At 63.3% G+C, this 21,687-nt stretch carries 19 protein-coding genes and 1 other RNA gene; 13 read left to right on the top strand and 7 right to left on the bottom strand.

The window, feature by feature from the left end; genetic code table 11:
- Positions 1-13 precede the first annotated feature (13 nt).
- The 4 genes from JOE27_RS15775 to JOE27_RS15760 all read right to left on the bottom strand — a co-directional run bounded on the left by JOE27_RS15775 (position 14) and on the right by JOE27_RS15760 (position 1,390).
- On the bottom strand, positions 14-622 hold the full coding sequence (locus JOE27_RS15775; protein ID WP_046788196.1) for a 5-formyltetrahydrofolate cyclo-ligase: 609 nt from the start codon (positions 620-622) through the stop codon (positions 14-16).
- A 71-nt stretch (positions 623-693) separates the two neighbouring features.
- Positions 694-873: non-coding RNA, 6S RNA (gene ssrS / locus JOE27_RS15770), on the bottom strand.
- 17 nt (positions 874-890) lie between these two features.
- Entirely contained in the window at positions 891-1,211 is a 321-nt protein-coding gene (locus tag JOE27_RS15765) for a cell division protein ZapA (protein ID WP_012316783.1), read from the bottom strand.
- The gene (locus JOE27_RS15760; RefSeq protein WP_039603542.1) at positions 1,208-1,390 is read right to left on the bottom strand and encodes a TIGR02449 family protein; all 183 of its coding nucleotides are present in this window, start codon (positions 1,388-1,390) and stop codon (positions 1,208-1,210) included. The genes JOE27_RS15765 and JOE27_RS15760 overlap by 4 nt, the downstream gene beginning before the upstream one ends.
- A 182-nt stretch (positions 1,391-1,572) precedes the next feature.
- Between JOE27_RS15760 and JOE27_RS15755 the strand changes: the two genes are divergently transcribed.
- From JOE27_RS15755 to gcvP, 10 genes are all read left to right on the top strand, one after another.
- Positions 1,573-2,127, top strand: coding sequence for a YecA family protein (locus tag JOE27_RS15755; protein WP_119687953.1), 555 nt, complete (start codon positions 1,573-1,575; stop codon positions 2,125-2,127).
- A 22-nt stretch (positions 2,128-2,149) separates the two neighbouring features.
- Complete coding sequence (gene pepP / locus JOE27_RS15750; RefSeq protein ID WP_115273145.1) at positions 2,150-3,484, top strand: Xaa-Pro aminopeptidase; 1,335 nt, start codon at positions 2,150-2,152, stop codon at positions 3,482-3,484.
- The gene (gene ubiH / locus JOE27_RS15745) at positions 3,481-4,680 is read left to right on the top strand and encodes a 2-octaprenyl-6-methoxyphenyl hydroxylase (protein WP_204919186.1); all 1,200 of its coding nucleotides are present in this window, start codon (positions 3,481-3,483) and stop codon (positions 4,678-4,680) included. Before pepP ends, ubiH begins: the two co-directional genes overlap by 4 nt.
- Positions 4,677-5,159, top strand: a complete 483-nt coding sequence (locus tag JOE27_RS15740; protein ID WP_046788199.1) for a DUF4442 domain-containing protein — start codon at positions 4,677-4,679, stop codon at positions 5,157-5,159. Before ubiH ends, JOE27_RS15740 begins: the two co-directional genes overlap by 4 nt.
- Before the next feature lie 9 nt (positions 5,160-5,168).
- A complete protein-coding gene (locus JOE27_RS15735) occupies positions 5,169-6,386 on the top strand; it encodes a 2-octaprenyl-3-methyl-6-methoxy-1,4-benzoquinol hydroxylase (RefSeq protein ID WP_174142001.1) in 1,218 nt (405 codons plus the stop codon).
- Between the two features lie 155 nt (positions 6,387-6,541).
- Positions 6,542-7,543, top strand: coding sequence for an extracellular solute-binding protein (locus JOE27_RS15730; RefSeq protein WP_161871817.1), 1,002 nt, complete (start codon positions 6,542-6,544; stop codon positions 7,541-7,543).
- 90 nt (positions 7,544-7,633) lie between these two features.
- Positions 7,634-9,256 carry an iron ABC transporter permease gene (locus tag JOE27_RS15725; RefSeq protein WP_119687951.1) on the top strand — a complete coding sequence of 541 codons (1,623 nt, stop codon included), beginning with the start codon at positions 7,634-7,636 and terminating at the stop codon, positions 9,254-9,256.
- A 123-nt stretch (positions 9,257-9,379) separates the two neighbouring features.
- Positions 9,380-10,462: a glycine cleavage system aminomethyltransferase GcvT gene (gcvT, locus tag JOE27_RS15720; protein ID WP_046788202.1), complete on the top strand. Its 1,083-nt coding sequence runs from the start codon at positions 9,380-9,382 to the stop codon at positions 10,460-10,462.
- A 47-nt stretch (positions 10,463-10,509) separates the two neighbouring features.
- Positions 10,510-10,893 carry a glycine cleavage system protein GcvH gene (gcvH, locus tag JOE27_RS15715; RefSeq protein ID WP_046788203.1) on the top strand — a complete coding sequence of 128 codons (384 nt, stop codon included), beginning with the start codon at positions 10,510-10,512 and terminating at the stop codon, positions 10,891-10,893.
- A gap of 131 nt (positions 10,894-11,024) precedes the next feature.
- Positions 11,025-13,898 carry an aminomethyl-transferring glycine dehydrogenase gene (gene gcvP, locus JOE27_RS15710; RefSeq protein WP_204919183.1) on the top strand — a complete coding sequence of 958 codons (2,874 nt, stop codon included), beginning with the start codon at positions 11,025-11,027 and terminating at the stop codon, positions 13,896-13,898.
- Between the two features lie 35 nt (positions 13,899-13,933).
- On the opposite strand, the gene JOE27_RS15705 is transcribed toward gcvP, so the two are convergent.
- Complete coding sequence (locus tag JOE27_RS15705; protein WP_046788205.1) at positions 13,934-14,248, bottom strand: DUF2388 domain-containing protein; 315 nt, start codon at positions 14,246-14,248, stop codon at positions 13,934-13,936.
- Between the two features lie 89 nt (positions 14,249-14,337).
- Positions 14,338-16,023, bottom strand: coding sequence for a GspE/PulE family protein (locus tag JOE27_RS15700; protein WP_204919181.1), 1,686 nt, complete (start codon positions 16,021-16,023; stop codon positions 14,338-14,340).
- Between the two features lie 341 nt (positions 16,024-16,364).
- Between JOE27_RS15700 and gabD the strand changes: the two genes are divergently transcribed.
- The 3 genes from gabD to JOE27_RS15685 all read left to right on the top strand — a co-directional run bounded on the left by gabD (position 16,365) and on the right by JOE27_RS15685 (position 20,663).
- Complete coding sequence (gabD, locus tag JOE27_RS15695; RefSeq protein ID WP_046788207.1) at positions 16,365-17,807, top strand: NADP-dependent succinate-semialdehyde dehydrogenase; 1,443 nt, start codon at positions 16,365-16,367, stop codon at positions 17,805-17,807.
- Between the two features lie 178 nt (positions 17,808-17,985).
- The gene (gene gabT / locus JOE27_RS15690; RefSeq protein WP_012316754.1) at positions 17,986-19,263 is read left to right on the top strand and encodes a 4-aminobutyrate--2-oxoglutarate transaminase; all 1,278 of its coding nucleotides are present in this window, start codon (positions 17,986-17,988) and stop codon (positions 19,261-19,263) included.
- 137 nt (positions 19,264-19,400) lie between these two features.
- Positions 19,401-20,663 carry a response regulator gene (locus tag JOE27_RS15685; protein WP_204919179.1) on the top strand — a complete coding sequence of 421 codons (1,263 nt, stop codon included), beginning with the start codon at positions 19,401-19,403 and terminating at the stop codon, positions 20,661-20,663.
- A gap of 30 nt (positions 20,664-20,693) precedes the next feature.
- Here JOE27_RS15685 and JOE27_RS15680 read toward each other — a convergent pair whose 3' ends face one another.
- Positions 20,694-21,680, bottom strand: a complete 987-nt coding sequence (locus tag JOE27_RS15680; RefSeq protein WP_046788209.1) for a sensor domain-containing diguanylate cyclase — start codon at positions 21,678-21,680, stop codon at positions 20,694-20,696.
- Between the last annotated feature and the right edge of the window lie 7 nt (positions 21,681-21,687).

The raw sequence follows: 21,687 nt of genomic DNA, 5'->3' as shown, positions 1-21,687 counted from the left end.
CCGCTGGCGCCTGTTATTTAGGCGCCAGGTACCAGTCACGGTCCGAGACCGTGCCCTGCAGTGGTACATCCCAACTGGCCTGCGCCAGTCGTTCGACCTTCTGGCATTCATGGGCCAGCCCCAGCAGCAGGGGTTTTTTCCATGTTTTGCGTCGCGCCTGGTAGGCCAGGCTGCGATCATAGAAACCACCGCCCATGCCTAGCCGCCCGCCGGCTTCATCGAAGCCCACCAGTGGCAGCAGAATCAGGTCCAGCGACCAGATCGGGCGCTGGCGCTTGCGGTCAGTCAGTGGCTCTGGAATACGGAAACGGTTGCGCTTGAGCTTTTCCCCTTGCTCGAACCGCTGGAACACCATGCGCGTACGCGGCCATGCGTGCAGTACCGGCAGGTAGGTACGTTTGCCACGGCGTTGCGCCTCGCGCAGTAGCAACTGCGGGTCGATTTCACCGTCGTTGGGCAGGTACAGGGCAATGTGCCGTGCGCGGCGGAACAGCGGGTTTTGCGCCAGCTGCCGATACAGCCCAAGGGAGGCTTGGCGTTGCTGGGCTGGCGTGAGTGCGCGGCGGGCATTGCGAAGCAGGCGACGAAGCTGGGGGCGGGTTAGCGGCGCGGTGTCGGTCATGGCACGGGCGTTCCCAGGTGTCGAAGCTAAAAGCGAGAACTGCCCGCCGGGGTGGGCGGGCAGTCGAAATCAGGCTCCCCGATAAGACCGCTATCGGTGTAGCCCTTGAACCCGAAAGTTCAAGGTGGAGATTGCAGGGGGCGTTAAGGCTTTCCGTCGGGCGGACATGCACACCGGCCCCAGCGTGCAACCCCCGTGGTTGTGCGTATCGGCTCAGGGACATAACCGACTGGCGCATCCCCCAGGGAGTGGCGCCAGTATACCAACCTCAGCCGATTTTGGTATCCGTGTCGTCGGACAAAGCCTTGTCGACGCGATCGAGCAGGTCGCGGACCTGTTCGCGGGTGGCGCTGCCAGCGGGGGCGTCGGTGCGGTCTTCCTGGCGGTGGAGCATCTCGTGGGTGATGTTCAATGCGGCCATGACCGCGATCCGATCAGCACCGATCACCTTGCCGCTGCTGCGGATCTCGCGCATCTTGCCGTCCAGGTAGCGTGCGGCGCTGACCAGGTTGTTGCGTTCTTCCGGCGGGCAGATGATCGAGTATTCCTTGTCCAGGATCTGCACGGTGACGCTATTGCTTGAACTCATGAGTCATGCTCCAGGGCCTTGAGGCGTAAGATCATCGACTCGACCTTGCGCTTGGCGATCTCGTTCTTTTCGATGAGGTGGGCGCGCTCTTCGCGCCAGGATTTTTCCTGAGCTACTAGGAGTGCATTTTGCCGTTTAAGTTGCTCGACGCGCTCGATCAGCGACTCGAACCGGCTCATCAATGCTTGCAGGTCGTTCTCTTGCGTGGGTTGCACTCGATTCGCTCCGTCATTGAATCACCCGTCGATCATGCCTCTCCCTGAGCGGTGACGGCCAGTGCCGATGGTCTTGGCGCGCCTGCCGGTGCTAGGATACAAGGCCTTCATTCTAGTCAAATGCGCCGTCTGGCGCCTAGCCGCCCATGCCTAATACCCAATCGCCCTACACCGCATTCGCCGCACTGCTCTCGAGCAACGGCCACCCTGTTTCCCCCGCCGAGCTGCACGGCCTGCTGATCGGCCGCAGTTGCGCCGGTGCCGGCTTCGAGGCCGATGCCTGGCTGGCCGACGCTGCCGGGGTGCTGGAAAACGAACCTGAAGACAATGTGCGCGCTGCATTGATCGGCCTGCAAGAGATGGTCAAGGCCGAGCTGACCGGCGAGGACATTGCGATCGTTCTGCTGCTGCCAAGCGACGAAACCGCGCTGACCGAGCGTGCCACGGCGCTGGGCCAGTGGTGCCAGGGCTTCATCGCCGGCTTCGGGCTCAACGCTGGCGGCAAGGACCTGTCCACCGATGCCAAGGAAGTGCTCCAGGACCTGGTGGCCATTTCCCAGGTCCAGGAAGCACTGGAAGAATCCGAGGACGGCGAAAGCGATTACATGGAAGTCATGGAGTATCTGCGCGTTGCGCCGCTGCTGCTGTACACAGAGCTGGCCGCGCCGGCCGCGCCTGCGCCAAAACCTTCGCTGCACTGATCAACCGGGGGTAGTCCTGCCCATGAGCCACATACCCAAGGCCGAATATGCCCGTCGGCGCAAGGCGCTGATGGCGCAGATGGTCCCCAACAGCATTGCCATCCTGCCGGCTGCCGCAGTCGCCATTCGCAACCGCGATGTCGAGCACGTCTACCGCCAGGACAGCGATTTCCAGTACCTGAGCGGCTTCCCGGAGCCGGAGGCGGTGATCGCGCTGATCCCGGGGCGCGAGCATGGCGAGTACGTGCTGTTCTGCCGCGAGCGTAACCCTGAGCGCGAGCTGTGGGACGGCCTGCGTGCCGGCCAGGAAGGTGCCATCCGCGACTTTGGCGCGGACGATGCCTTCCCGATCACCGACATCGACGAGATCCTGCCGGGCCTCATCGAAGGTCGCGAACGGGTCTACAGCGCCATGGGCAGCAACCCCGAGTTCGACCGTCGGCTGATGGACTGGATCAACGTGATCCGCTCCAAGGCGCGCCTTGGCGCCCAGCCACCGAACGAGTTCGTTGCCCTGGATCATCTGCTGCACGACATGCGTCTGTATAAATCGGCGGCGGAAGTGAAAGTGATGCGCGCCGCTGCAGAAATTTCCGCGCGTGCCCATGTGCGGGCCATGCAGGCCTGCCGGGCAGGGCTGCACGAGTACAGCCTGGAAGCCGAGCTGGACTACGAGTTCCGTAAAGGCGGGGCAAGAATGCCAGCCTACGGGTCGATCGTCGCTGCCGGCCGCAATGGCTGTATCCTGCACTATCAGGAGAACAATGCCGCGCTCAAGGACGGTGACCTGGTGCTGATCGACGCCGGTTGCGAAATCGATTGCTATGCCAGCGACATCACCCGCACCTTCCCGGTCAGCGGGCGGTTTTCGCCTGAGCAAAAGGCCGTCTATGAACTGGTGCTCAAGGCCCAGGCCGCCGCTTTCGCCGAGATTGCCCCAGGCAAGCACTGGAACCACGCCCATGAAGCGACCGTGCGGGTGATCACCGAGGGCCTGGTGGAGCTGGGCCTGCTCAAGGGCAAGGTGCAGGCGCTGATCGAAAGTGAAGCGTATCGGGCCTTCTACATGCACCGTGCCGGGCACTGGCTGGGCATGGACGTGCACGATGTGGGCGAATACAAGGTCGGCGGCCAGTGGCGGGTGCTGGAGCCTGGCATGGCGCTGACCGTCGAACCGGGTATCTACATTGCCGCCGACAATCAGCAGGTCGCGAAGAAATGGCGCGGCATCGGCGTAAGGATCGAGGACGACGTGGTGGTGACCAGGCAAGGCTGTGAAATTCTGACTTCGGGCGTGCCCAGGACGGTCGCCGAGATCGAGGCGCTGATGCAGGCGGCACGTAAGGACGCGGCATGAACCGAGTCAACCTGGCGATCATTGGTGGCGGCCTGGTCGGTGCCAGCCTTGCGCTGGCCCTGCAGGCTGGGGCCAAGGCGCGTGGCTGGAAGATCCTGCTGATCGAGCCGTTCGCCCCGGGCGACAGCTTCCAGCCCAGCTATGATGCGCGCTCCTCAGCGCTTTCGTTCGGTACCCGGCAGATCTATCAGCACTTGGGCGTATGGCAAGCGATCAGCCCGCGTGCCGAGCCGATCCGGCAGATCCAGGTCTCGGACCGTGGGCGCTTTGGCTCCACCCGCCTGGATGCGCTGGAGGAGGGTGTGCCTGCGTTGGGCTACGTGGTCGAGAACGCCTGGCTTGGTCAGTGCCTTTGGCAAGGGCTGGACAGCGAGGTGGTGAGCTGGCGCTGCCCGGCCGAAGTGACGGCGATGCAGGCCGTCGCCGGTGGTTATCGCTTGCATCTGGACGATGACACCAGCCTTGAGTGCGACCTGGCAGTGCTGGCCGACGGTGGCCGCTCCGGGTTGCGCGAGCAACTGGGCATCCATGTGCGCCGCACGCCCTACGAGCAGAGCGCCCTGATCGCCAACATTACCCCGGGCGAGTCCCATCGCGGGCAAGCCTTCGAGCGCTTTACCGAGCAAGGCCCCATGGCATTGCTGCCGCTGCCTGAGAATCGCTGCGCATTGGTCTGGACCCGTCAGGGTATGGACGCCAAGCGCTTGGCCGAGATCGACGAACGCAGCTTCCTGCGCGAGCTGCAGGATGTATTCGGCTATCGCCTCGGCGCCTTGCGCCAGGTCGGCGCACGGCATCTTTACCCGCTGGCACTGGTCGAAGCCCAAGAGCAGGTGCGCCCGCATCTGGTGGTACTGGGCAATGCCGCGCACAGCCTGCACCCCATTGCCGGGCAGGGTTTCAACCTGTCGCTGCGCGATGTGCAGTCGCTGGCCGATGCGCTGCTGGCCGGCCCGCAGCAGCCAGGCGATCTGGCGACCCTGCAGGCGTACCATCAACGCCAGCAACTCGACCAGGCCATGACCATCGGTTTCTCCGACCAGGTTACCCGCCTGTTCGGCAGTAATCAGCCGTTGCTGGCCGCCGGGCGCAACATCGGCTTGCTTGGGCTCGACTTGCTGCCGCCGGCAAAAAGCTGGTTCGCCCGCCAGGCCATGGGCCTGGGCACCCGCCCTGATCCGCGGGGGCAGGCATGAGCAACCCGCGCAAGCTGGCGCGCCGGGCGCGCATGTTGCGCTGGCTGCTGAACCTTTACCCACCGTACCTGGGCGCTGGCATTCGCATTCAGCACATCAGCCCGGACATGCGCAGTGTCAGGGTGCGCATGAAGCTGAACCGCTGGAACCGCAACTACGTCGGTACCCAGTTTGGCGGTAGCCTGTATTCGATGGTCGACCCGTTCTACATGCTATTGCTGATCGAACTGCTGGGCCGTGAGTACATCGTCTGGGACAAGGCAGCCAGCATTGACTTCATCGCACCGGGCAAAGGCCCGGTGTATGCCGATTTCCACATCGAAGACGCACTGCTGGACGAGATCCGCCAGCAGACCGCCAGCGGCAAGAAATACCTGCCACGTTTGCAGGTCGATGTCCGCGACGGTGCCGGCGAGCTGGTGGCGCGGGTCGATAAAACCCTATACGTGCGGCTCAAGCCGCAAGCGAGGCAGGCGTAAGGCATGGAAATGCGCGCAGATCTGTTGATTGTCGGTGCCGGTATGGTCGGCAGCGCCTTGGCCTTGGCGTTGCGCCACAGTGGCCTGGAGATACTCCTGCTCGACGGTGGTTCGCTGACGGTGAAGCCGTTTGACGGCGATGCGCCGTTCGAGGCGCGGGTCAGCGCCCTCTCGGCGGCCAGCCAGCGCATCCTCGAGCGTTTGGGCGCCTGGGAAGAAATCGCCAAACGGCGTGTTTCGCCCTACTCGGACATGCATGTCTGGGACGGCAGCGGCACTGGGCAGATTCACTTTTCCGCCGCCAGCGTGCACGCGCAGGTGCTTGGCCATATCGTCGAAAACCGGGTAGTGCAGGATGGCCTGCTGGAGCGCCTGCATGACAGCGATATCGGCCTGCTGCCCAACGCCCGCCTGGAGCAGATGCGCCGCTCTGGCGATGAGTGGCTGCTGACCCTGGCCGATGGCCGCCGCCTGCGGGCACCGCTGGTGGTGGCTGCCGACGGTGCCAATTCGGCGGTGCGGCGCCTGGCCGGCTGCCAGACCCGTGAGTGGGATTACCTGCACCACGCTATCGTCACCAGCGTGCGCTGCAGTGCTGCACACCAGGCTACCGCCTGGCAGCGCTTCACCGACGAAGGGCCGCTGGCCTTCCTGCCCTTGTCGCGAGACGGCCAGCAGGGCTGGTGCTCGATCGTGTGGTCGACCACGCCCGAGCAGGCCGAGCAGCTCATGGCGCTGGATGATCAAGCTTTCCTCAAGGCCCTGGAGCGTGGATTCGAGGGGCGCCTGGGCCAAGTGCTGCACGCCGACCCTCGGGTTTGCGTGCCGTTGCGCCAGCGCCACGCCAAGCGGTACGTGGACGAGGGGCTGGCATTGATCGGCGATGCCGCGCACACCATTCATCCGTTGGCGGGGCAGGGCGTGAACCTGGGCTTTCTCGATGCAGCGGTGCTGGCTGAGGTGTTGGTGAACGCCTGCGAGCGGGGTGAACGGCTGGCGGATGTGAAAGTGCTCAGCCGCTATGAGCGCCGACGCATGCCGCACAACCTGGCATTGATGGCGGCGATGGAGGGCTTCGAGCGGCTGTTCCAGGCCAACCCGCTGCCGTTGCGCTGGTTGCGTAACAGCGGTCTGAAGCTGGTGCAGCAGATGCCGGAGGCCAAGGCGCTGTTCGTGCGCCAGGCGTTGGGGCTTTCCGGGGACTTGCCGGAATTGGCCAGACCTTGAGATTGTGGGGCCGCTTTGCGGCCCTTTCGCGACACGAGGCCGCTCCTGCAGGCGTTCGCGTGCTCTTGCAACATCTGGTAACGGCTGGGTAGGTGAGCCGGAAAATGGGATTCACTACCATTTGCGCCTCTCATACGATTCGAGGAGTGCATCCCATGTTGCCACGCAAGCCCCTACTGGCCGCCCTGGCCCTGACGCTGTTCGGTGGCATCGCCCAGGCGGCGGACGAAGTAGTGGTGTACTCCTCGCGCATCGACGAGCTGATCAAGCCGGTGTTCGACGCCTACACCGCCGAGACCGGCGTCAAGATCAAGTTCATCACCGACAAGGAAGCCCCGCTGATGCAGCGCATCAAGGCCGAGGGCGAGAACGGGGTGGCCGACCTGCTGCTGACCGTCGATGCCGGTAACCTGTGGCAGGCCGAGCAGATGGGCATCCTGCAGCCTATCAAGTCGGCCATCATCGACCAGAACATCCCCGCTCAATACCGCGCCTCGTCCCATGACTGGACTGGCCTGAGCCTGCGCGCGCGGACCATCATCTACTCCACCGAGCGGGTCAAACCCGCAGAGCTGAGCACCTACGAGGCACTGGCCGACAAGCAGTGGGAAGGGCGTCTGTGCCTGCGCACGGCAAAGAAGGTCTACAACCAGTCGCTGACCGCCACGCTGATCGAGAACCATGGCGAGGCCAAGACCGAACAGATCGTCAAAGGCTGGGTCAACAACCTGTCTACCGACGTGTTCTCCGATGACAACTCGGTAATCCAGGCCATCGAGGCCGGCCAGTGCGATGTGGGGGTGGTGAACACTTACTACTACGGCCGCCTGCACAAGCAGAACCCGAACTTGCCGGTGAAGATCTTCTGGCCTAACCAGGGCGACCGAGGCGTGCACGTCAACCTGTCCGGCATCGGCCTGACCAAGCACGCACCGCATCCGGAGGCGGCCAAGAAGCTGGTGGAGTGGATGACCGGTGAGCAGGCGCAGAAGCTGTTCGCCGACATCAACCAAGAGTTCCCGGCCAACCCGAAGGTCAAGCCATCGGACGAGGTCGCGGCATGGGGCAGCTTCAAGGCTGACAGCATCCCGGTCGAGGTGGCAGGCAAACGCCAGGCCGAGGCCATTCGCTTGATGGATCGGGCTGGCTGGAACTAAGCCCCAGGCTTTATCCTGCAGGGGCCCACAAGGGCCCCTTCGCGTGGCAAGCCCGCTCAGCGGTTGCCATCTGCCACAGAGACAGTTGCCTTGCCCCACGCTCCCCAACGCCGCTGGTACCTCCCGGTCATCCTGACCGCCGCCCTCGTGCTCTTGCCCTTGAGCGTCCTGCTGCTGTCCTGGCAGTCGATCGACGTGCAGATCTGGTCGCACTTGCTCGACACCCAGATGAGCCGCCTGCTCGGCAACACATTCACCTTGGTGGCGGGTGTAGGCGTAGGCGTCACCGTGCTCGGCGTGAGCCTGGCCTGGCTCACCAGCCTTTGCGAGTTCCCCGGCAGGCGCTGGCTGGACTGGGCACTGATGCTGCCGTTTGCCATCCCCGCCTATGTCCTGGCGTTCGTCTTCGTCGGCCTGCTGGATTTCGCCGGCCCGGTGCAAAGCGCCTTGCGTGAAGTGTTCGGGCCCATGCGCCTGCCGCGGGTGCGCTCCACCGGCGGGGTGATTGTGGTGCTGGTGCTGGTGTTCTACCCCTATGTCTACCTGCTCGCGCGCACGGCATTCCTGGCCCAGGGCAAGGGGCTGATGGAAGCGGCGCGGGTGTTGGGCCTTTCGCCGCTGCAAGCTTTCTGGCGGGTTGCCCTGCCCATGGCGCGGCCGGCCATCGGCGCAGGCATAGCGCTGGCCCTGATGGAGACCTTGGCAGATTTCGGTGCGGTGGCTGTGTTCAATTTCGACACGTTCACCACCGCCATTTACAAGACCTGGTACGGCTTCTTCAGCCTGTCCAGCGCGGCTCAGCTGGCCAGCCTGCTATTGCTGGCGGTAATGCTGGTGCTGTACGGAGAACGCCGCGCCCGTGGCGCCTCGCGCAGCTCAAACGAACGCCCGCGGGGTCAGGCCCTCTATCACCTGCGCGGTCTGAAGGCACTGCTGGCCAGTGGCTGGTGCCTGCTGGTATTTGCCTGTGCCTTCGTCATCCCGCTGCTGCAGTTGCTGGTATGGTTCTGGCACCGGGGGCGGCATGACCTGGACGAGCGCTATGTTGGCCTGGTGCTGCACACCTTGTACCTGGGCGCCCTGGCAGCCTTGATCACGGTGAGCGTCGCACTGCTGCTGGCATTTGCCCGGCGTCAGGCGCCGACCGGCGGCATCCGTGCCGGGGTTGGCCTGGCCAACCTGGGCTACGCCTTGCCCGGCTCGGTGCTGGCGGTGTCGATCATGCTGGCCTTCAGCTACCTGGACAACCACCTGGTGATCCCTCTGTCGAGCTGGCTGGGTGGGGCAGGCAAGCCATTGCTGCTGGGCAGCCTGGCGGCATTGCTGGTGGCCTATCTGGTACGTTTCATCGCCGTGGCCTATGGGCCACTGGAAGGCAGCCTGGAGCGCATCCGCCCGTCGTTGCCCGAGGTTTCACGGAGCCTGGGTGTCGGAGGGGCGAGATTGTTTTTCAAAGTGTATATGCCGCTGCTGGTCCCTGGTGCCCTCAGCGCCGCACTGCTGGTCTTCGTCGATGTGCTCAAGGAAATGCCCGCGACCTTGCTGATGCGGCCCTTCGGCTGGGATACCCTCGCCGTACGGGTGTTCGAGATGACCAGTGAAGGCGAGTGGGCGCGTGCCTCACTGCCCGCCTTGACCTTGGTGCTGGTTGGCCTGCTGCCGGTCATCGGCCTGATTCGTCGTTCAGCCAGGCGCCCCGGTCACAGTCACTGAGGGTGCCAGCCCGCGCCCTTGCGGCTACAATGCGCGGCATTCGCGCGACGGGTCCTACAAGAAGAGCTGACAACCAAACGTCATCGACCGCCGCCGCTTCGCCACGCCCGGAAGGAGAAACCCATGGGACAGCGCACGCTTTTGTACGACTTGCACCTGGCGCTAGGCGCCAAGACAGTCGATTTCGGTGGCTGGGACATGCCGCTGCACTACGGCTCGCAAGTTGAAGAGCACCATCAGGTGCGCAGTGACTGTGGGGTGTTCGATGTTTCCCACATGACCGTGATCGACATCGATGGCACCGATGCCACCGTCTGGCTGCAGCGCTTGCTGGCCAACGACGTTGCCCGCCTTGGGGGTGTCGGCAAGGCGCTGTACAGCCCGTTGCTCAACGAACAGGGCGCAATTATCGATGACCTGATCGTCTACCGCACGGAAAATGGCTACCGGCTGATCACCAATGCCGCTACCCGCGCCAATGTACTGGCGTGGCTGGAGGCCCACAGTACCGGCTTCTCGGTCGGTTTCAAGGTGCGCCCCGACCTGGCCATTCTCGCCATCCAGGGCCCCCAGGCCCGCGAGAAAGTCGCAGCCTTGCTCAGCGCTTCGCGCGCTGCGCTTATCCGTGAGCTGCGCCCGTTCGAAGGGCTTGGCGAGGGCGACTGGTTCATTGCCCGCACCGGTTACACCGGTGAGGACGGGTTGGAAATCATCCTGCCGGGCCATGAGGCCGTGGCCTTCTTCAACGACCTGGTCGGCGCTGGCATCGCCCCCAGTGGCCTTGGCGCCCGCGACACCTTGCGCCTGGAGGCCGGCATGAACCTGTACGGCCAGGATATCGACGAAGACCACACCCCGCTTACCTCCAACCTGGGCTGGAGCATCGCCTGGGAGCCGGCCGAGCGTGATTTCATCGGCCGCGCTGGCCTGCTGGCGGAAATCGAGCGCGGCGTGCAGGACAAGCTGGTCGGCCTGGTGCTGGAGGAACGCGGTGTTTTGCGCGCCCATCAGGTGGTTCGCGTTGCCGGCATTGGCGAAGGGGAGATCACCAGTGGTAGTTTCTCTCCTACGCTGAGCAAATCCATTGCCCTGGCGCGCGTGCCCATGGCCACCGGCGATCGTGCCGAGGTCGAGATTCGCGGCAAGTGGTACCCGGTGCGGGTGGTCAAACCGACCTTCGTGCGTCACGGCAAGATTCTGATCTGAACAATCAACGGCGGGCCGACCGCTGACCCAATCGAGGAATACAAGACATGAGCAATATCCCCGCCGATCTGCGTTTTGCCGAAAGCCACGAGTGGGCGCGCCTGGAAGCCGACGGTACTGTGACCGTGGGCATCAGCGACCACGCTCAAGAGGCCCTGGGTGATGTGGTGTTCGTGGAACTGGCAGAGGTTGGCAAAGTATTCGCTGCTGGCGATGCTGCTGGCGTGGTCGAGTCGGTCAAGGCCGCTTCGGATATCTATGCCCCGGTGGGTGGCGAAGTGATCGCGGTCAACGAAGACCTGGCCGACAGCCCGGAGCTGCTCAACGAAGAGCCTTACGGCGCCTGGATCTTCAAGCTCAAGCCAAGCGACAAGGCCGAACTGGACAAGCTGCTGGACGCTGCCGGTTACAAAGCCGCTATCGGCGAGTGAGCCTTCTGGCCTCATCGCCGGCTTGCCGGCGATGAGGCCGGTACTGGCGAAGCAAGTTTTCCCGCAGTATCGGCAATCCTTCCTAGACTTATAAGTCTCCACGAGGCCTGGTCTAGGAAGAGAGCGTCGTCATGTCCCAGTCGCCATCCCTGCATCAACTGCAAGAGCTCAACCCATTCCTGCGTCGCCACCTGGGGCCAGATGCCTCCGAGCAGCAGGCCATGCTCAACGCCCTGGGCTTGAGTAGCCGCAGCGAGCTGATCGAACAGACCGTCCCGCCGGATATCCGCTTCAACCGCGCCCTCGACCTGCCCCCCGCCCTGGATGAACAGGCTGCCTTGGCCAAGCTCGCCGGTTATGCCGAGCAGAACCAGGTGTGGACCAGCCTGATCGGCATGGGTTATCACGGCACCGTCACGCCAACCGTCATTCTGCGCAACGTGCTGGAGAACCCCGGCTGGTACACCGCCTATACGCCTTACCAGCCAGAAATCGCCCAAGGCCGGCTGGAAGCGCTGCTCAACTTTCAGCAAATGGTCATCGACCTGAGCGGCCTGGCCCTGGCCAATGCCTCACTGCTCGATGAAGCCACCGCCGCAGCCGAAGCCATGGCCTTGGCCAAACGCGTGGCGCGCAACAAGAGCAATGCCTTCTTTGCCGATGAACACTGTCACCCGCAGACACTGTCCGTGTTGCGAACCCGGGCTGAAGGTTTTGGTTTCGAACTGATCGTCGACGCTGTGGATAACCTTGCCCAGCACCAGGTATTCGGCGCTTTGCTGCAGTACCCGGATACTCATGGGGAAGTGCGTGACCTGCGCCCGCTGATTGACCAGTTGCACGGCCAGCATGCCTTGGCATGCGTGGCGGCAGACCTGTTGAGCCTGGTGCTACTCACGCCGCCGGGCGAACTTGGCGCAGACGTGGTGCTTGGCTCGACCCAGCGCTTTGGCGTGCCGATGGGCTATGGCGGCCCGCATGCGGCCTATTTCGCCTGCCGCGAAGACTACAAGCGGGCGATGCCGGGGCGCATCATCGGTGTGTCGCGTGATGCCCGTGGCAATACCGCACTGCGAATGGCCCTGCAGACCCGCGAGCAACACATCCGCCGCGAAAAAGCCAACTCCAACATCTGCACCGCCCAGGTACTGCTGGCCAACATCGCCGGCTTCTATGCGGTGTACCACGGCCCTGAAGGCTTGCAGCGCATTGCACAGCGCGTGCACCGGCTGACCGTCGTGCTCGCCGCGGGCCTTGAGGCCAAGGGCATCAAACGCCTTAACCAGCATTTCTTCGACACCCTTACCCTGGATGTCGGCGGTGCCCAGGCGGCCATCATCGAAAGTGCGCAAGCGGCGTGCATCAACTTGCGCATTCTGGGCCGCGGCCATCTGGGTGTGAGCCTGGACGAAACGTGCAGCGAAGAAACCGTGCTTCGGCTGTTCGACATCTTTCTTGGCGTGGATCATGGCCTTGAGGTCACCGCGCTTGACCAGCAGGTTCTGACAGGGGGTATTCCGGCCGCCCTGGAACGGCGCACGCCGTTCCTCTCCCACCCGGTGTTCAACCTGCATCACAGCGAAACGCAGATGCTGCGCTACCTCAAGCAGCTGGAAAACAAGGACCTGGCGCTGAACCAATCGATGATCCCGCTGGGTTCCTGCACCATGAAGCTCAACGCCACCAGCGAAATGATCCCCATCACCTGGCCCGGATTCGCTCTGCTTCATCCCTTTGCGCCCGATGCTCAGGTCGCAGGCTACAAAGCGATGATCGATGAGCTGGAGCGCTGGCTGTGCGCTATTACCGGTTTTGATGCGATCTGCATGCAACCCAACTCGGGTGCCCAGGGCGAATACGCCGGGCTGATGGCAATCACCCGTTACCACCGCAGCCGTCATCAGCCCCAGCGCACGCTGTGCCTGATCCCTTCGTCGGCCCACGGCACCAACCCTGCTTCAGCGCAGATGGCTGGCATGGAAGTGGTGATCGTCGACTGCGATGACGACGGCAACGTTGACCTCGACGACCTCAAAGCCAAGGCCAAGGCTGCAGGCGAGCGGCTGTCCTGCCTCATGGTTACCTACCCGTCGACACATGGTGTGTATGAGGAGGGCATCCGGGAAATATGTGAGGTGGTGCACCAGCACGGTGGCCAGGTCTACATGGACGGCGCCAACCTCAACGCCCAGGTCGGTCTCACGCGGCCGGCTGACATCGGCGCCGATGTCTCGCACATGAACCTGCACAAGACCTTCTGCATCCCGCACGGTGGCGGCGGCCCAGGCATGGGGCCGATTGGCATCCGTGCACACCTCAAGCCGTTCGTCGCCAGTCATCCGGTGGTGCCGGTGCCAGGCCTGGACCCGAACAACAGCGCGGTCAGCGCCGCGCCTTGGGGCAGCGCGAGTATCTTGCCGATCAGCTGGATGTATATCGCCATGATGGGGCCACAACTGGCCGATGCGAGCGAAGTGGCCATCCTGTCGGCCAACTACCTGGCCAGCCAGCTTGGTGGTGCTTTCCCGGTGCTGTACAGAGGCCGAAACCAGCGGGTGGCGCACGAGTGCATTCTTGATCTGCGGCCGCTCAAGGCAATTACCGGGATAACTGAAGAGGATGTGGCCAAGCGCCTGATGGACTATGGCTTCCATGCCCCGACCATGTCATTCCCGGTTCCCGGGACCTTGATGGTCGAACCGACAGAGAGCGAGTCGAAAGCCGAGCTGGACCGGTTCGTCGAGGCCATGCTGGCGATCCGTGCGGAGATCGGTGAGGTGCAGCAGGGTAACTGGCCGGCGGAAGACAACCCGCTCAAACATGCGCCGCATACTCTGGCCGATGTGCTGGCGCCGTGGAACCGGCCTTACAGCCTTGAGCAGGCGGTGGCCCCCAGCGCTCACGTGCGCCAGCACAAGTACTGGCCAGCGGTGAACCGGGTCGACAACGTGTATGGGGACAGGAACCTGTTCTGTGCGTGCGTACCGGTGGAGGCGTATCGCTGAGTTGAAGTTGGGGCTGCACAGCAGCCCCAGGGGGCTTACTCGGCTACCGCATTCCTGGCCAGGATGGCATTGGCCAGTTCCATGTCGCTGGCTTGCATGCCTGGGTTCTCAGCCCGCACCTGGCGCATTGCCGCCTCCAGGAACGGCCCACGAATAGCACCTTCACTGGCAACGAAGCTGCCGGCGTCATCCTGCGCCGCGACGACCAGCTTGTGGTCCCTGGAGGTCAGGTAAGTCGATGCCGTAGTCGCGCCGGAAGAAATCACGTTGCGCCAGAAGGTATCGGCCATGGCGGAGCCAATGGGCAGCGAAAGCAGGGCAGCGGCTGCGATGGCGGTTGGGAGACGCATGATGAAACACCTCGAAGGGTGAGGGCTGATGGAGCCCGATTTGATTGAGTCTGAGGGGTGTAAGTTCCCAGAAAACAAGGGTTTTTTGCTTATGCGCAGACCCGCAGCACTTCCTCTTGGCAGGTCAGCCCACTGGCCACCTTTGCCTCCCCGCAGCGTTTCAGGTCCAGCAACCCTTCGCTCAATGCCTGTCGCTGCAAGCTGGCAAGGTCCGCCCCTGCGCCTATCCGGGCGCGCAGGCTTTCACTTGGGACCAGCAGCTCGAACACGCCCGTTCGGCCATGAAAGCCGGTGCCCCGGCACAGCAGGCAAGGCTGGCCGCTGGCCGATGATGCGCAGCCCTGGCAGTCACGGCACAGCAAGCGCACCAGGCGCTGCGCCATCACCCCGCTCAGGGAGGCCTTGATCAGGTAATCGGGCACGCCCAGTTCCAGCAGGCGGGTGATGGCGCCACAGCTGTCATTGGTGTGCAGGGTCGAGAGCACCAGGTGCCCGGTAAGGGCAGCTTGCACGGCTACCAGCGCCGTCTCGCGATCGCGGATCTCGCCGATCATGATGATGTCAGGGTCTTGGCGCAGCAGCGCGCGTACGCCGTTGGCGAAGCTGAGGTCCAGTGCCGGCTGCACCTGTAATTGATTGAAAGCCGGCTCCAGGCGTTCGATCGGGTCTTCGATGGTGCACAGGTTGACCTCGGGCGTGGCCAGCCACTTCAGGCTCGCGTACAGCGTGCTGGTCTTGCCTGAACCGGTAGGGCCGGTGACCAAAAGAATGCCATGACGGCGCTGCAGCAGGGCCTGCCACTGCTGCAGTTGTTCACCTTCCAGGCCCAGGCGGTCGAAGTCTTCCTGTAGCTGTTGTGGGTCGAACAAGCGCAGTACCAGCTTTTCGCCAAAGGGGGTGGGCAGCGTAGACAGGCGCAATTCCACCTCGTGGCCACCTGGCAGGCTGCTCTTCACACGGCCATCCTGCGGCCGGCGTTTTTCCGCGACATCCATGCGGCCCAAGTGCTTCAGGCGGCTGACGACGGCCAGGGTCACGCTGGCCGGGAAGGCGTAGACCGTATGCAGGAGGCCGTCTATGCGATAGCGCAACCGGCCCTGCTCGCGGCGTGGCTCAAGATGGATGTCACTGGCGCGCTGTTCGACAGCGTACTGCAGCAGCCAGTCGACGATGTGCACGATATGCGCGTCGTCTGCCGTGGCGTTGCCCTGGCGCTTGTCCTGCTCCAGCAATTGCTCGAGCTCACCGAGGCTTGCCGACTGCTGATGCTTGGCACCTTGCACCGAGTGGGCGAGGCGAAACAGCGACTGGCCCACCTGGCGCAACTGCAGGGGGCTGGCGAGCACACGGCGGATCGGCCTGCCCAGGCTGCGGGCCAGATCGGTTTGCCAGTCACACTGGTAAGGCTGCGCACTGGCCACGGTGATGCCCAGGCTGTCGCTGGCCAGGATGAGTATGCCGTGGCGATGGGCGAATGCTGGCGATATCAGCCCGTTGACCTGAGACAGGTCGAGTTGCAGTGGGTCGATGCGCTGGTAAGGCTGGCCGACTTTTCTGGCGAGCCATTGGCACAGGCAGTCCAGATGCAGGCGCTGCCCGGGGTGCTGGCGGTCTTCGAGGCCCAGGGCCGCTATGGTTTCGAGCGGATGGCGAGGTGGCTGTGAGGTGGCGTGTTCGAGTACCTGCCTGGCGTCGTTGGCGCTCAGGCGCTGGTCGGCTTGCAGCGTGTCCAGCACGCGCTGGAGGTCGAGGGATCGATCGTCGGGGTTGTGCATGGCGGCGTCCGTGCCAAGTGATGAGTTCCTCATGAAGGCTAGCCAGTGGGGCTGGTTCGAGCGTAAGCGAAAGGTTTCGGGATCTTGCCGGGCTGGTAGTAGTCTGTTTCACGGTGAGGGGTGTCGGTTGGTCCTCCCCCTCACATTTGCCTGCGCGCAGTCGTCTACCCTGTAGGGGTTCCTGCCGGCAGCTTTCGGATAGGCTGTGCAACCATTCGTTCTTTTTTTCGAACAGCCTATTGTCCTATACCCCAGCAGCCGCTTAGCATTCGTTTGAGATTTCAAACGCTCGATGCCCTGCCTTGGGCGCTTTTCAACAATCAACAATTCGGGAAGCCGACATGCAGCTCAAAGACGCTCAGTTGTTCCGCCAGCAAGCCTTCATCAACGGTGAATGGCTGGATGCGGACAGCGGCCAGACCATCAATGTGACCAACCCGGCCACAGGTGAAGTCATCGGTACCGTGCCGAAGATGGGCTCTGCGGAAACCCGCCGCGCCATCGAAGCTGCCGACAAGGCCCTGCCGGCCTGGCGTGCACTGACCGCCAAAGAGCGCTCGAACAAGCTGCGTCGCTGGTTCGAACTGATGATCGAGAACCAGGACGACCTGGCTCGCCTGATGACCACTGAACAAGGCAAGCCACTGGCCGAAGCCAAGGGCGAAATCGCCTACGCAGCCTCGTTCATCGAGTGGTTCGCCGAAGAAGCCAAGCGCGTCTACGGTGATACCATCCCGGGCCATCAGCCTGACAAGCGCCTGATCGTCATCAAGCAGCCGATCGGCGTTACCGCGGCCATCACCCCGTGGAACTTCCCGGCGGCGATGATCACCCGTAAAGCCGGCCCGGCCTTGGCCGCTGGCTGCACCATGGTGCTCAAGCCTGCTTCGCAAACCCCGTACTCTGCCCTGGCCTTGGTCGAGCTGGCTACCCGTGCCGGCATCCCGGCTGGCGTGCTGAGCGTGGTGACCGGCAGCGCTGGCGAAGTTGGCGGCGAGCTGACCGGCAACTCCCTGGTGCGCAAACTGTCCTTCACCGGCTCGACCGAAATCGGTCGCCAGTTGATGGAAGAATGTGCCAAGGACATCAAGAAAGTTTCCCTGGAGCTGGGTGGCAACGCCCCGTTCATCGTGTTCGACGATGCCGACCTGGACAAGGCGGTAGAAGGCGCGATCATCTCCAAGTACCGCAACAACGGCCAGACCTGCGTTTGCGCCAACCGTATCTATGTGCAGGACGGCGTCTACGATGCCTTCGCCGAGAAGCTCAAAGCTGCTGTGGCCAAACTGAAGATCGGTAACGGCCTGGAAGACGGCACCACCACTGGCCCGCTGATCGACGGCAAGGCCGTCGCCAAGGTTCAGGAACACATCGAGGACGCCGTCTCCAAAGGCGCCAAGGTGCTGTCCGGTGGCAAGCTGATCGAAGGCAACTTCTTCGAGCCGACCATCCTGGTCGACGTGCCGAAGACCGCTGCCGTCGCCAAGGAAGAGACCTTCGGCCCGCTGGCGCCGCTGTTCCGCTTCAAGGACGAGGCTGAAGTCATCGCCATGTCCAACGACACCGAGTTCGGCCTGGCCTCGTACTTCTATGCCCGCGACATGAGCCGTGTGTTCCGTGTTGCCGAGGCGCTGGAATACGGCATGGTGGGTATCAACACCGGCCTGATCTCCAACGAAGTCGCGCCGTTTGGCGGCATCAAGGCTTCGGGCCTGGGCCGTGAAGGTTCCAAGTACGGCATCGAGGACTACCTCGAAATCAAGTACCTGTGCATCAGCGTCTGATGCGCTGAAGGCTTTACCTCTGCCAGCGGGGCGCGAGAGCGACGTCTCGCTGGCTTTTTTGACATCGCAGCACCTGGTGGCCAGGGCGTTCACGGCAGTCGATCAACGAATACTGTTCGCGAACACTCCCAGCCACCCCCGAATAAAAGCGCCGCTGATCGGCGCAAATGAGGGCATTATGAGCAAGACCAACGAATCCTTGATGCAACGTCGTGTAGCCGCCGTCCCACGTGGCGTAGGCCAGATTCACCCGATCTTCGTCGAAAGCGCGAAGAACTCGACCGTGATCGACGTTGAAGGCCGCGAACTGATCGACTTCGCCGGCGGCATCGCAGTTCTGAACACCGGCCACCTGCACCCGAAAGTGGTTGCCGCTGTTCAAGAGCAGCTGACCAAAGTCAGCCACACCTGCTTCCAGGTACTGGCTTACGAGCCTTACGTAGAGCTGTGCGAGAAGATCAACAAGCTGGTCCCAGGTGACTTCGACAAGAAGACCCTGCTGGTTTCCACCGGCTCCGAAGCCGTTGAGAACGCCGTGAAAATCGCCCGTGCCGCCACTGGCCGTGCTGGCGTGATCGCCTTCACCGGCGGCTACCACGGCCGCACCATGATGACCCTGGGCCTGACCGGCAAGGTTGTGCCGTACTCCGCAGGCATGGGCCTGATGCCTGGCGGTATCTTCCGCGCCCTGTTCCCGAGCGAACTGCACGGTGTCAGCGTTGACGACGCCATCGCTTCGGTCGAGCGTATCTTCAAGAACGACGCCGAGCCGCGCGACATCGCCGCGATCATCCTCGAGCCGGTACAGGGCGAAGGCGGCTTCCTGCCAGCGCCTAAAGAGCTGATGAAGCGCCTGCGCGCCCTGTGCGACCAGCACGGCATTCTGCTGATCGCCGACGAAGTACAGACTGGCGCTGGCCGTACCGGCACCTTCTTCGCCATGGAACAGATGGGCGTCGCGCCGGACCTGACCACCTTCGCCAAATCCATTGCTGGCGGCTTCCCGCTGGCCGGTGTTTGCGGCAAGGCCGAGATCATGGACGCCATCGCTCCGGGCGGCCTGGGCGGTACTTACGCCGGTTCGCCGATCGCCTGTGCCGCGGCTCTGGCCGTCATCCAGGTGTTCGAAGAAGAGAAGCTGCTGGACCGCAGCAAGGCAGTAGGTGAGCACCTGACCGCTGGCCTGCGCAAGATCCAGGAAAAGCACCCGATCATTGGCGACGTCCGTGGTCTGGGCTCGATGATCGCTGTGGAAGTCTTCGAAAAAGGCACCCACACTCCGAACGCCGCTGCGGTCGCCCAAGTGGTTGCCAAAGCCCGTGACAAGGGTCTGATCCTGCTGTCTTGCGGTACCTACGGCAACGTTCTGCGTATCCTGGTTCCGCTGACCGCCGAAGATGAGCTGCTCGACAAGGGCCTGGCCATCATCGAAGAGTGCTTCGCTGAACTGGCCTGATGTGACACGCTTCATGAAAAAACCCGCTTAGGCGGGTTTTTTTTGTGCCTATTAAAGGCCCTTGGCGCTATGGTTGTGGCAGGACTTGCTTTGGAAGCTGCAACGGATTGCGTGTCAGGGATATTCAGGAGTTGGCCATGAACGCTGCAGACCCCACCCCACCTTGCGTACTGATTGCCGAGGGCGATCCCTGGGTGCGCGACATGCTGCGTGAGATGCTGCTCAGCGTGCGCTGTGATGCCCGGCTGCAGGTGTGCGCCGATGGCTCACAGGCGCTCACGGCATTGGCCAGCAAGCCTGATCTGATCATCGCTGCCCGTGAGCTGGCAGGTGTCGATGGCCTGGACCTGTTGCGCAAGGTGCGCGCCAAGGGGCCGGGGTTGCCGTTCATTCTCATGAGCAACCGCAGTGACAGTGCCAGCGTGCGTGAGGCGCTGCCGCTGCACCCCACGGCTTACCTGAGCAAGCCACTGAACATGGGCAACCTGCGCAAGCGCCTGGAAGAGCTGCTGCTTGAAGTGGGTGAGCAGATCGCCTGCCCGGTGCCACCGTTGCAGCCAGGGGCGAGCCTGCCGGCCTTCCTTGAGCAGCGCCGCGCCACCGCCGATGGCGGGCCGCTGTTCGCCGACGTGCAGGTGGCGATCAAGCGCGCGCTGAACCCGCAGGGCCTGGACCTCAAGGTGCTCGAAGAGGAAGTGCGCAACGACCCGCAGGTTACTGCCGTACTGATCGCTGCGGCCAACAGTGCTGCGCTGCACCGCGACGCACCGGTGCAGACCCTGCTGCAGGCGCTGAACAAGCTTGGCAGCACGCAGAGCATGAACCTGATTCTGGGCCTTGCCCTCAAGCGCAGCGCCCGCCTTAGCGACCCGCTGCTGGCGCAGCAGGCGGCGCATTTCTGGAACCTGTCGCTGCATACCGCCGAATACGCTCGTTCGCTGGCGCGCATGCTTGAGCTCGATGAAGAGCTTTGTTATTGCGCCGGGCTGTTGCACTGCCTGGGTGACCTTGCGGTGTTGCGCTGCCTGCAGGAATGGCGGCTGGCAGGTGGTGAACTGCATGATGGCTTGGTGCAGGCGTCACTGCGCGACTTCGGTGCAGCATTCGGCTCGGCACTGCGAACCCGCTGGCGCTTGCCGCTGGGCCTGCGTGAGCTGATCGCAGCAATCTATCAGTTGGGCGGTGGGGTGTATTCGCGGGAGATCCTGGCCATGAACCTGGCAGGGCAACTGGCAAGGCTGCCGGCGGATCAGGGGTTGGAGAAGGTGGCCGACAACAAGACCGCGCGCTTGCTCAAGGTTGGGTTGGCGCAGTTGAGCCGGTTGCGCAAGGTGCAGAACCCTGAGGTAAAACCGCAAGATGAAGAGCCGCCTGTTCCCGAAGAAATGGTGCCGACCTGAGTTTTGGGGCTGCCGTGCGCAGCCACTGGCTCAGCCCCGCACGATCTGATTCTTGCCCTGCCGTTTGGCCCGGTACATCGCTGCATCGGCCCGTGCGAAGAGGCTGTCCAGTGAGTCATCCTCATCCGTTAGCCCGGTCAGCCCCTGGCTTACCGTCACTCCATACACCTGCTCGCCATGGCTGAAACTCAGCCGCTGAATCTCGCGCTGCAGGCGCTCGGCAATTTGCTCGGCGACCTGCGCATTGCAGCCGGGGAACACTGCGGCAAACTCCTCGCCACCAATACGCCCGAACAGGTCGCCGCGGCGCAGCACTGCCTTGCCGCTGTCGGCAATGCGTTGCAATACCTGGTCGCCTTCCTGATGGCCGTAGCTGTCGTTGATCTGCTTGAAGTCATCGATGTCCAGTAGCAAGAACGCCAGTGGCGTGCCGTCTTCGCGTGCGCTGTCGAAGGCTTGGCCTGCACATTCGAAAAAGTGCCGGCGGTTGCTGCTCTGGGTCAGCACGTCCGTGGTGGCCAGGCGATGCAGCTCGCCCTCAAGCTGCTTCTTGTCGGTGATGTCTTCGGCAATGCCGACGATTATCACCCGGTCACCTTCCTGCTGCTGGTTGATGTAGCACTTGTCACTGAGCCAGCGTACCTGGCCGTTTGCATTGAGAATGCGGTACTCGCGGTCTTCAACCGCGCCTTTGATCAGCACCTGGGCCAGGCTGCGCTCGGCGTATTCCAGGTCATCGGGGTAGATGCTGTCGCGCCATTCGTTGAAGTCCGCCAACACCAGGCTCGTGGGGCGGCCGAAGATGCGTTCGTAGGCGGGGCTGACGTAGAGCACCTGGCGTGTTTCCCAGTCGAACGCCCAGAGCACCGCGTTGACGCTGTCGAGCAACGAGCTGTAGAGCTGTTCACGTTCGCTCAGGCGAGCCACTTCGCCTTGGGCATGCAGCAAGGCCAGCAGTATTTGGGCTGCCTCGGGAGCTGAATTGCCGGGCAGCGTTGAATGGATGTTCTTGGCCATGTGCACG

The sequence above is a fragment of the Pseudomonas sp. M5 genome, from assembly GCF_016907075.1.
GTDB classification, from domain to species: domain Bacteria; phylum Pseudomonadota; class Gammaproteobacteria; order Pseudomonadales; family Pseudomonadaceae; genus Aquipseudomonas; species Aquipseudomonas putida_E.
The sequence above is the reverse complement of the archived record's forward strand: the minus strand, read 5'-3'. Positions and strand labels throughout refer to the sequence as shown.

Excerpts from the sequence above, each read along its gene's own strand:
- ubiH (WP_204919186.1), top strand. The coding sequence starts at position 3,481 with ATGAACCGAGTCAACCTGGCGATCATTGGTGGCGGCCTGGTCGGTGCC.
- JOE27_RS15730 (WP_161871817.1), top strand. The coding sequence starts at position 6,542 with ATGTTGCCACGCAAGCCCCTACTGGCCGCCCTGGCCCTGACGCTGTTC.
- gabT (WP_012316754.1), top strand. The coding sequence starts at position 17,986 with ATGAGCAAGACCAACGAATCCTTGATGCAACGTCGTGTAGCCGCCGTC.
- gcvP (WP_204919183.1), top strand. The coding sequence starts at position 11,025 with ATGTCCCAGTCGCCATCCCTGCATCAACTGCAAGAGCTCAACCCATTC.
- JOE27_RS15765 (WP_012316783.1), bottom strand. The coding sequence starts at position 1,211 with ATGAGTTCAAGCAATAGCGTCACCGTGCAGATCCTGGACAAGGAATAC.
- JOE27_RS15680 (WP_046788209.1), bottom strand. The coding sequence starts at position 21,680 with ATGGCCAAGAACATCCATTCAACGCTGCCCGGCAATTCAGCTCCCGAG.
- JOE27_RS15685 (WP_204919179.1), top strand. The coding sequence starts at position 19,401 with ATGAACGCTGCAGACCCCACCCCACCTTGCGTACTGATTGCCGAGGGC.
- JOE27_RS15735 (WP_174142001.1), top strand. The coding sequence starts at position 5,169 with ATGCGCGCAGATCTGTTGATTGTCGGTGCCGGTATGGTCGGCAGCGCC.
- pepP (WP_115273145.1), top strand. The coding sequence starts at position 2,150 with ATGAGCCACATACCCAAGGCCGAATATGCCCGTCGGCGCAAGGCGCTG.
- JOE27_RS15705 (WP_046788205.1), bottom strand. The coding sequence starts at position 14,248 with ATGCGTCTCCCAACCGCCATCGCAGCCGCTGCCCTGCTTTCGCTGCCC.
- JOE27_RS15740 (WP_046788199.1), top strand. The coding sequence starts at position 4,677 with ATGAGCAACCCGCGCAAGCTGGCGCGCCGGGCGCGCATGTTGCGCTGG.
- gabD (WP_046788207.1), top strand. The coding sequence starts at position 16,365 with ATGCAGCTCAAAGACGCTCAGTTGTTCCGCCAGCAAGCCTTCATCAAC.
- JOE27_RS15760 (WP_039603542.1), bottom strand. The coding sequence starts at position 1,390 with ATGAGCCGGTTCGAGTCGCTGATCGAGCGCGTCGAGCAACTTAAACGG.
- JOE27_RS15700 (WP_204919181.1), bottom strand. The coding sequence starts at position 16,023 with ATGCACAACCCCGACGATCGATCCCTCGACCTCCAGCGCGTGCTGGAC.
- gcvH (WP_046788203.1), top strand. The coding sequence starts at position 10,510 with ATGAGCAATATCCCCGCCGATCTGCGTTTTGCCGAAAGCCACGAGTGG.
- JOE27_RS15775 (WP_046788196.1), bottom strand. The coding sequence starts at position 622 with ATGACCGACACCGCGCCGCTAACCCGCCCCCAGCTTCGTCGCCTGCTT.
- JOE27_RS15755 (WP_119687953.1), top strand. The coding sequence starts at position 1,573 with ATGCCTAATACCCAATCGCCCTACACCGCATTCGCCGCACTGCTCTCG.
- gcvT (WP_046788202.1), top strand. The coding sequence starts at position 9,380 with ATGGGACAGCGCACGCTTTTGTACGACTTGCACCTGGCGCTAGGCGCC.